Below are 7,304 nucleotides of genomic sequence, written 5' to 3' on the forward strand. Positions count from 1 at the left end.
TTTTGATAATACTAATATAAAAACAATTAATAAAATAAATAATCGTTTTTATGTATTATTAGAAGATAATTGTTCACTGATATTTAATGATACAGGAATCTGGTGTGAAGTAGATGGTAAAGATAAACCTATACCAACTAATTTTATACCAGAAAACGTGATGTATACAGTTAACAAAACTAATCCAAATACAAATATATTAAAAATAGTAAAGAAATGGAATACTTACATTATAACATTAGATACTCATATTAATATATTTATAGATTCTTCAGGAATGCTTGTAGGACAAAAGATTCCAGATTAAAAGGATAGTAATGAAAAAAGTATTTATATTATTAATTATATTTAGCTCAATACTTGTTGCAGATGACTGGAAAGTTGATCCTAATGAGCTTCCACAAAGCACTATAGATTTTATAAATAACTTCTTTCCAAATAATAGAATAATATTAGCAGAAAGAGATAGGAAAAAATATGAAATAGTGCTTGAAAATGGAGTGGAATTAGAGTTTTTTATCAATGGAGAGTTTAAAGAAGTAGAAGGTAACTATGTAGCAGTACCTCCAGAAATATTACCAAAAACTGTAGCAAACACAGTATCTGTAACATTCCCAAATACTACTATAACAAAAATAAAAAAGAAATGGAACCTATATGAAGTGAAACTTAATAATTCTATGGCACTTTATATAGATGTTAATGGACAGCTTTTAGGACAAAAATTTGATGATTAATATGCAATTTTATCTTTATTGCTTACTTGACAATTTAAAATTATTCTATTATATTATATTTTATAGAATAGTATATATCTTTATACTGGAGGGCTTTTTTTGATTTATGGCTGATGAACTATTTTCGAGAAAAGAAACAGTAAAAGATATTTTTTTAATTGTAGAAGAAAAATTAAAAAAAGGTCTATTCCAAGACTCTATGGAAGATTTGGATAGAATTATGTCTATGGACTTTGAATATCCAAATCTATATGAAAATATATCTTGTGTGAAGTTTTGGATTAATAGAGTAGGCAAAATAGAAAGTGTTAAAGGAGATTATTTAGAATACTGTAAGTTTTTAGATTTATCTTATAAAAAGTTTGAAGAGTTTATAAAGAATAAATCGTATAATAAAACTTTGATAGCAATAAAGGCCATTCATTACTTTATATACAACAGCATTATAACAACTATAATGCAAAAAAATGTAGAAGAAATTAGAGGTAAAGATGAATTACATTTACTAGCTAATGCTTTTATAGAACTTAATGATTATTCTAGAGCATTAAAAGCATATGAATATTTAAATGTAATAGAGCCTTATAATGGTAATACGCTTTCAAATATAGCACAAATTAATCATATATTAGGAGATACTAAGAAAGCAAAAATGTATATTAGAGATGCTTTGTTTTATGCTCCTTTAGATATAGAATTTGAAAGAATTACTATTGATGCGGTAAGAGAGATTAGAGATATTATTATAAGAAGAGGTATTCATAATAATAGTCAGGAAGAAATCATCTCTTGGATGAGTGCTTATGGCGAACTTATGAATATATTAGATATTAAAAGAGAATTAACTAAAGAAGAAGAATTTGAATTAAGAAAAAATATATCTAAACTAGAAGCAGATTATAGAAAATTAAAACTAAGAGAAACTACTGCTCCAAAACTTTTATCTGCATATGCTTTTTTAACAACATATTTAATAATGAGGCATACAGAAGAAGATATGGATGAAATTAAAATATGGGGCAGAAAAATGTCTGAAATAGATAAAGATTTGCTTCAATTTTATATAAAAATTTTAAATAAGGGGTAAACAGATGTCAGAAGCTCTACAAAAATTAGAAAACATATTTTCAGAAGAAACTTTTACAAGAAAACCTTTATTAAATTATACTGTGAAATATTTTGCAGATTTATCTACAATTATAAATGATATTAATAATAATGAAGAGATTAAATCTGCTTTAGATACTGCTAATTTGCAATTGCAAAAAAATGCTAATCATATATCTGCATTATATGCAAGCGGTTTTTTAAATCTTAAGCTTCAAAACTATACTGATAATACATTAGATAAACTTATAGGTATATTTAAAAATGCAAAAAAATGGAATATAGTAGAATATATTGCACAAAAAATATTAGATGAATATTATGAATGCGACTATGCTTTAAGATATTTAGCTAGTTATTATCAAATATCAAATAAAGAAGCGGAAGCTCTAGAGATTTTAGAGAGATTGATAAAATTTGATGTGTCAAACCCTGAATTGCCTGAAAAAATAGCTCATACTAAAGAGTTAGCAGGAGATATTACTAGTGCTGTACACTATTATAAAATTGCATTTGAGAGAAATTTAATTAGAAAGAGAACTAATGCTGAAAGCAATATTAAAAAAGTGCTTGAATATGAACCTGATAACTATAATTACTTATTAAAATATGAAAGTGCTTTAAAAGAATTAGTTGATGCTAATATTATGATAGATATATGGAAAATAATATTCTTCCACTATTTTGAGAATAATAGATTTAATGATGCTTTAAAAACTATTAAAAACTTATTAAACTATGAACAAGCTATAGTAGCACAAAATAACAAAAAAGCTAAATTTTTTAGACATAGATTAGTTGATGTTTATGAAAAATTATATCCTAATCATACACTCTTTGAAAAGATAGAAGAGATATCAGCTATTACAAATGTAAACAAACAGCCAAAAGCTTGTATAGAAATATTTGAAAAGTATATACAATATGATGTTGATAAATATGTTATGCATAGAAATTTTGGTGTTGGTAAAATTAAACATATAGACATAAATGAATTAAAAATAAAATTTGTATCTCAAGAAGAAGAGAGAAAAATGACATTTGACATGGCAATACAATCTCTCACAACTCTACCAGAAGATGATATAAATGTATATAAAGCTTATAAATTAAATGAGCTTAAAAAAATGGCAGAGGAAAATCCTACTGAACTTCTTACTATAATATTAAAATACAAAAAAACTATTAATACTAAAGATTTAAAACAAGAATTAACTGCTGCTCCTCATATAGTGATAGCAGATTCTTCTTACAACAAATGGCTTGAAAATGCTAAGAAATCTGTAAGAGCTTCTACTACAGTGAAATTTGATAAAAACACTTTCCTTTATAATGAAGAAGCAGAAACTTATGATGCTGAGAGTTTATATAAGTTTAATAAGACAGATAATTTCCTTGAAAGATATCAAATCTACATGGAATATCTCACTTATACTCCAAATTTAAACTCTGATGAAGCAAAAGAAATGTATAATTATTTTGTTGATACAGCAAAAGATAAAAAAGCTCCTAGCGACAATAGAATAATAAGCACAATATATCTAAAAACACAAAATGATACTAATAAAGATATACCTATGCTTTCTGAGCTTATAAAAGAAGTTGATAACTATACTCATATATACGAAATATTACCATCTTCAAATTATAGAGATAAATTTGTAAAAGCTATACAAGAAGGAAAACCAGATGAATATTATAATATCATATTAAAAATATTATATTCACCTCAGGTAAAAAACCATTATTTAATAGTAAACAAATTATTCTCTGACGGCAAAGTTGATATGCTTGCTAAAACGATAGATGATATATTCTTACATTACAAAGAATACCCAGAATCTTTTGTTTATTTTGCTCAAAAGATACTTGATGGTGAGTATTATGATGAAATAGAGGGAGATATAAAAATTAATAAAAACTCTCTAATGATAGGTTTATTAAGCATAATACCTAATTTATCAAAAATGCTAGACAATAAAGAAACATCTCCTCAGGGAAGAAAGTTAATAAAAATAGTATATGATTTAGTATTTGATAAGGCTTATTTGCTTAAGTTTATAGAAACAGAAAATGAGGAAGATGTAAAAATAGTATTTAGTGAATTCCAAAAGCTAGTTAATTTGGAACAGCATTATAAAACAGATATAATAACAGCTGTATTAAAGAGATTCCCAAATTGGAAAATATAATTAAATAAATATTTTTATTAATAAAAAAGAGTGCAAGTAGTAAATCTTGCACTCTTTATTTTTTATATACTAAAATTTTGTAGGTTTGTAATTTTTTTATTGTTCTTTTTCCCGCCTTACACGGTGTGGACTTCGTCAAAGAACCAAAAAGTGCAAGTTCTTTAGCTTTATATATTGGAATGTGTATTAAATATATTATGAAATCTAAATTTTACCTAAAAATGTAGTCTTTTTGCTTCTTTGGGTCACGCCGCAAGGGCACTCCCTTCGGTCGCAAAAGAAGTAGGGGTTTGGGGACTAGTCCACAAAATTAATTAAAATAAAAAATAGATTTTGAAAAATTTAAAAATTTTTGGTATATATGAAAAAGTTAATAATATATTTAAAACATACATCATTAATACATAATAATACTTATATCATAAAAAACTATAATACATATTCACTAAATAATAAAAGTTCATAAAATAATTTTAATATATACTAATCTCTTTTAAAATACGGAGATAAATCTATATATTCATCATCTAGCCAAGAAGAAGCTACACATTCATATTTATTTTTACTTAATTTATAAATTTGATACTCTATCTTTTCATCTCTTCCTACAACTCTCTCTTTATACTCTACCAACATCTCGCTTATTCCATCATCATCAATATCTCTAAAAGCAAATTTCATCTCATTTACAACACCGCTTTTCATAGAATTAATCTCTCTATAATAAGATACATCAGCAACCAAACTAATTTTATTATCTTCAATTCTAAAAATATAAAGATAAATATCCCTATCCTCTCCACTATCATTGAGTATATAATATTTTATAATACCAACTTCATTTTTCTTATCATAAAAACTCTCTAAATCTATAGCAGCATTTTTTCCAATTCTAGAAGATTGATAAGAAAACTTTTCATCTAAATTGCTTCCATAAACAGATATCTTCTCTCCTTCAAGAGAACTAATCAAAGCTATAAACTCGTTTCCTTTTGAAGAGTCTAAAACATCTGCTATCACTATAGAATATACTTTATATCCATCTCTTTCTAATTTCGTTTTTAAACTATCTGCCTGAGAATATTCACTACTGTCTATAACACTATCACTATTATAATAAACAATATCTCCAGAGCCTTGCAAATTAAATAATGCATTAATATCATCATTAGCCGCATATAAACTCATAAAGCTAAAAATAAAAAAACAAAAAATAAAGACTTTTCTCATAATAAAATATCCAATAATACTTATTTGGAAGACACTTTTATATCAACAAACTTTATTTGAGAGTTTACTTTACCATCAGAACTTTTATATTTAATAATTTCAGGAACAGTATAATTATCAATATTTGTGTATGATATATCAACATCATAAATCTTTGATTTTTTATTATAATAATCAGCACTTTCCACCAAAAGACTATTTTTATCAATTGTGTAATTTATACTGTAGTCTTTATTCTCACCAACAGCCCTTAATACAACTTCGTATTTATCATTATCTTCTTTTACAGAATCAACAGTAAACTTCTTTGAAAGCGAACTATAACTCTCTGATACAATAGCATAAAACCCAACAGTTTCTAAAGGCTCTTCAAACACAGAAAACATCTTAGCATAAAAACTATCAACATTTTCAAGCACAATGTTTGGTTTAGAGTTTTGTACTAGAGTAAACTTTAATCTAATTTTGTCTTTTGAAGAGAGATAATTTTTTGCAGGTATAGTTGATATTTGAGCTTCTACTATTTTACCTTCTATATATGCATCGAAACGTTTTGGATATATAGTTGTATAATTATCTTTTATTTTGTTATAAAGCTCTTCAAAAGAAATATCCTGAGAGTGAAGTAAATTAAAAAAAGATAATAAAAAAAGTAAAGTTATAAAAGTAAAGTATTTTCTCATAGTTTTTTTAATTGTCTTCCTTAAAAGTTATTATCGTAATATATATAATTTGCTTAAACAAAAATAATTATGTTAATTTACAAATTTACTAGTATCAATAGGAAGCTCTAAAACTCTTGAAGCATTAATTAAAGCATTCTCCATAATATTAGATACACTCTCTCCCCTAGCCTCTGCCAAAACTTCTGCAGTATATGGTATAAAGCTAGGTTCATTAGCTCTTCCTCTCATCTTCTGAGGTGTTAAATATGGAGAATCAGTTTCTATTGTAAACATATCTTTAGGAACGTATTTAGCAGCTTCTCTTAAAAAATCATTTTTTAAATATGTACAAGAGCCAGAAAAAGAAAGTATATATCCCAAATCTAAAGCATTTTTAGCATCTTCCACATTTCCGCTGAAACAATGAAATATTCCCCTTTTTGGTATATCTGCCTCTTTAAGTATGCTAAAAGTATCTTTAAAAGCATCTCTGCTGTGAATGAGTATTGGAAGATCAACGTTTTTTGCAGCATTGCATAAAGCAGAAAAAAATTTTTTTTGTTCTTCCTTGTTGGAATCATCATGATAATAATCTAATCCTATCTCTCCAACTGCATAAATAAGTTTTTTTCTTTTTTCTAGAGTTTTTTTATTTATAGTTTTTATTTTTAATTCAAAAGCCTTAATAGTGTGTTCATCATTTTCATTGGCATAGTCTGGATAATACCCCATACTAAAAAATACGCCTTCAGCATCAGATAATATATATAAACGCTCATCTATATCGCTAGGATGAACTCCTATATCCACAAAATAATATATTCCAGCCTTGTTTGCTCTCTCCAAAACCTCTTTCAAATCTTTAGCCTTCTTAGATATATAAGTAAGATGGCAATGACTGTCTATCATAATAACTCCTAATTAATTTTTAAAAATTGTCTTTTAAATTAGCACCAGATAAAACATGAAAATGCAAATGAAATACGCTCTGACCAGCATTCTCTCCGCAATTATTAACTATTCTAAAAGATTCTAAATTATTTTCTTTAGCAACCTCTTTAATAGTATCTAATACATTACCCATCAAATCATTATCTATCTCTGTTATATCTTTTAAATGCTTCTTTGGCACAACAAGCAAATGAACATCAGATTTAGGATTTAAATCTTTAAACACAACGCAATATTCATTTTCTTTTATAAACTTTGAAGGTATTTCACCTTTAATAATCTTACAAAATATGCAATCATTACTCATAGTATAAAACTCCTATATTTATTAATAAGATAGAAAAATTATTAATAATTATTACTAATTAGTATTGAAAATTAATTTAATAATATATATAATTATAAAATAAAAACAAAAAAAA

8 protein-coding genes are annotated in these 7,304 nt (G+C 25.6%); 4 read left to right on the forward strand and 4 right to left on the reverse strand.

Annotated features, from left to right (window positions below; translation table 11 throughout):
* The 4 genes from E6A48_RS05610 to E6A48_RS05625 all read left to right on the forward strand — a co-directional run.
* Positions 1-307: PepSY-like domain-containing protein (locus E6A48_RS05610; protein WP_219709089.1), on the forward strand; the 307-nt coding region annotated here is incomplete at its 5' end.
* 10 nt (positions 308-317) lie between these two features.
* Positions 318-737 carry a PepSY-like domain-containing protein gene (locus E6A48_RS05615; RefSeq protein WP_219709090.1) on the forward strand — a complete coding sequence of 140 codons (420 nt, stop codon included), beginning with the start codon at positions 318-320 and terminating at the stop codon, positions 735-737.
* A 106-nt stretch (positions 738-843) separates the two neighbouring features.
* A complete protein-coding gene (locus E6A48_RS05620) occupies positions 844-1,824 on the forward strand; it encodes a tetratricopeptide repeat protein (RefSeq protein WP_219709091.1) in 981 nt (326 codons plus the stop codon).
* A gap of 4 nt (positions 1,825-1,828) precedes the next feature.
* Complete coding sequence (locus E6A48_RS05625) at positions 1,829-4,036, forward strand: transcript cleavage factor (RefSeq protein WP_219709092.1); 2,208 nt, start codon at positions 1,829-1,831, stop codon at positions 4,034-4,036.
* Between the two features lie 483 nt (positions 4,037-4,519).
* Here the strand turns inward: E6A48_RS05625 and E6A48_RS05630 are convergent, their stop codons facing one another.
* From E6A48_RS05630 to E6A48_RS05645, 4 genes are all read right to left on the reverse strand, one after another.
* Complete coding sequence (locus E6A48_RS05630; protein ID WP_219709093.1) at positions 4,520-5,266, reverse strand: hypothetical protein; 747 nt, start codon at positions 5,264-5,266, stop codon at positions 4,520-4,522.
* 20 nt (positions 5,267-5,286) lie between these two features.
* Positions 5,287-5,949 (reverse strand): hypothetical protein, encoded by a 663-nt coding sequence (locus E6A48_RS05635; RefSeq protein WP_219709094.1) that lies wholly within the window; start codon positions 5,947-5,949, stop codon positions 5,287-5,289.
* Positions 5,950-6,021: 72 nt separating this feature from the next.
* A complete protein-coding gene (locus tag E6A48_RS05640; protein ID WP_219709095.1) occupies positions 6,022-6,840 on the reverse strand; it encodes a TatD family hydrolase in 819 nt (272 codons plus the stop codon).
* A gap of 19 nt (positions 6,841-6,859) precedes the next feature.
* Positions 6,860-7,189, reverse strand: coding sequence for a histidine triad nucleotide-binding protein (locus E6A48_RS05645; RefSeq protein ID WP_219709096.1), 330 nt, complete (start codon positions 7,187-7,189; stop codon positions 6,860-6,862).
* Positions 7,190-7,304: the final 115 nt, after the last annotated feature.

This window comes from Brachyspira pilosicoli, assembly GCF_019402445.1.
GTDB classification, from domain to species: domain Bacteria; phylum Spirochaetota; class Brachyspiria; order Brachyspirales; family Brachyspiraceae; genus Brachyspira; species Brachyspira pilosicoli_B.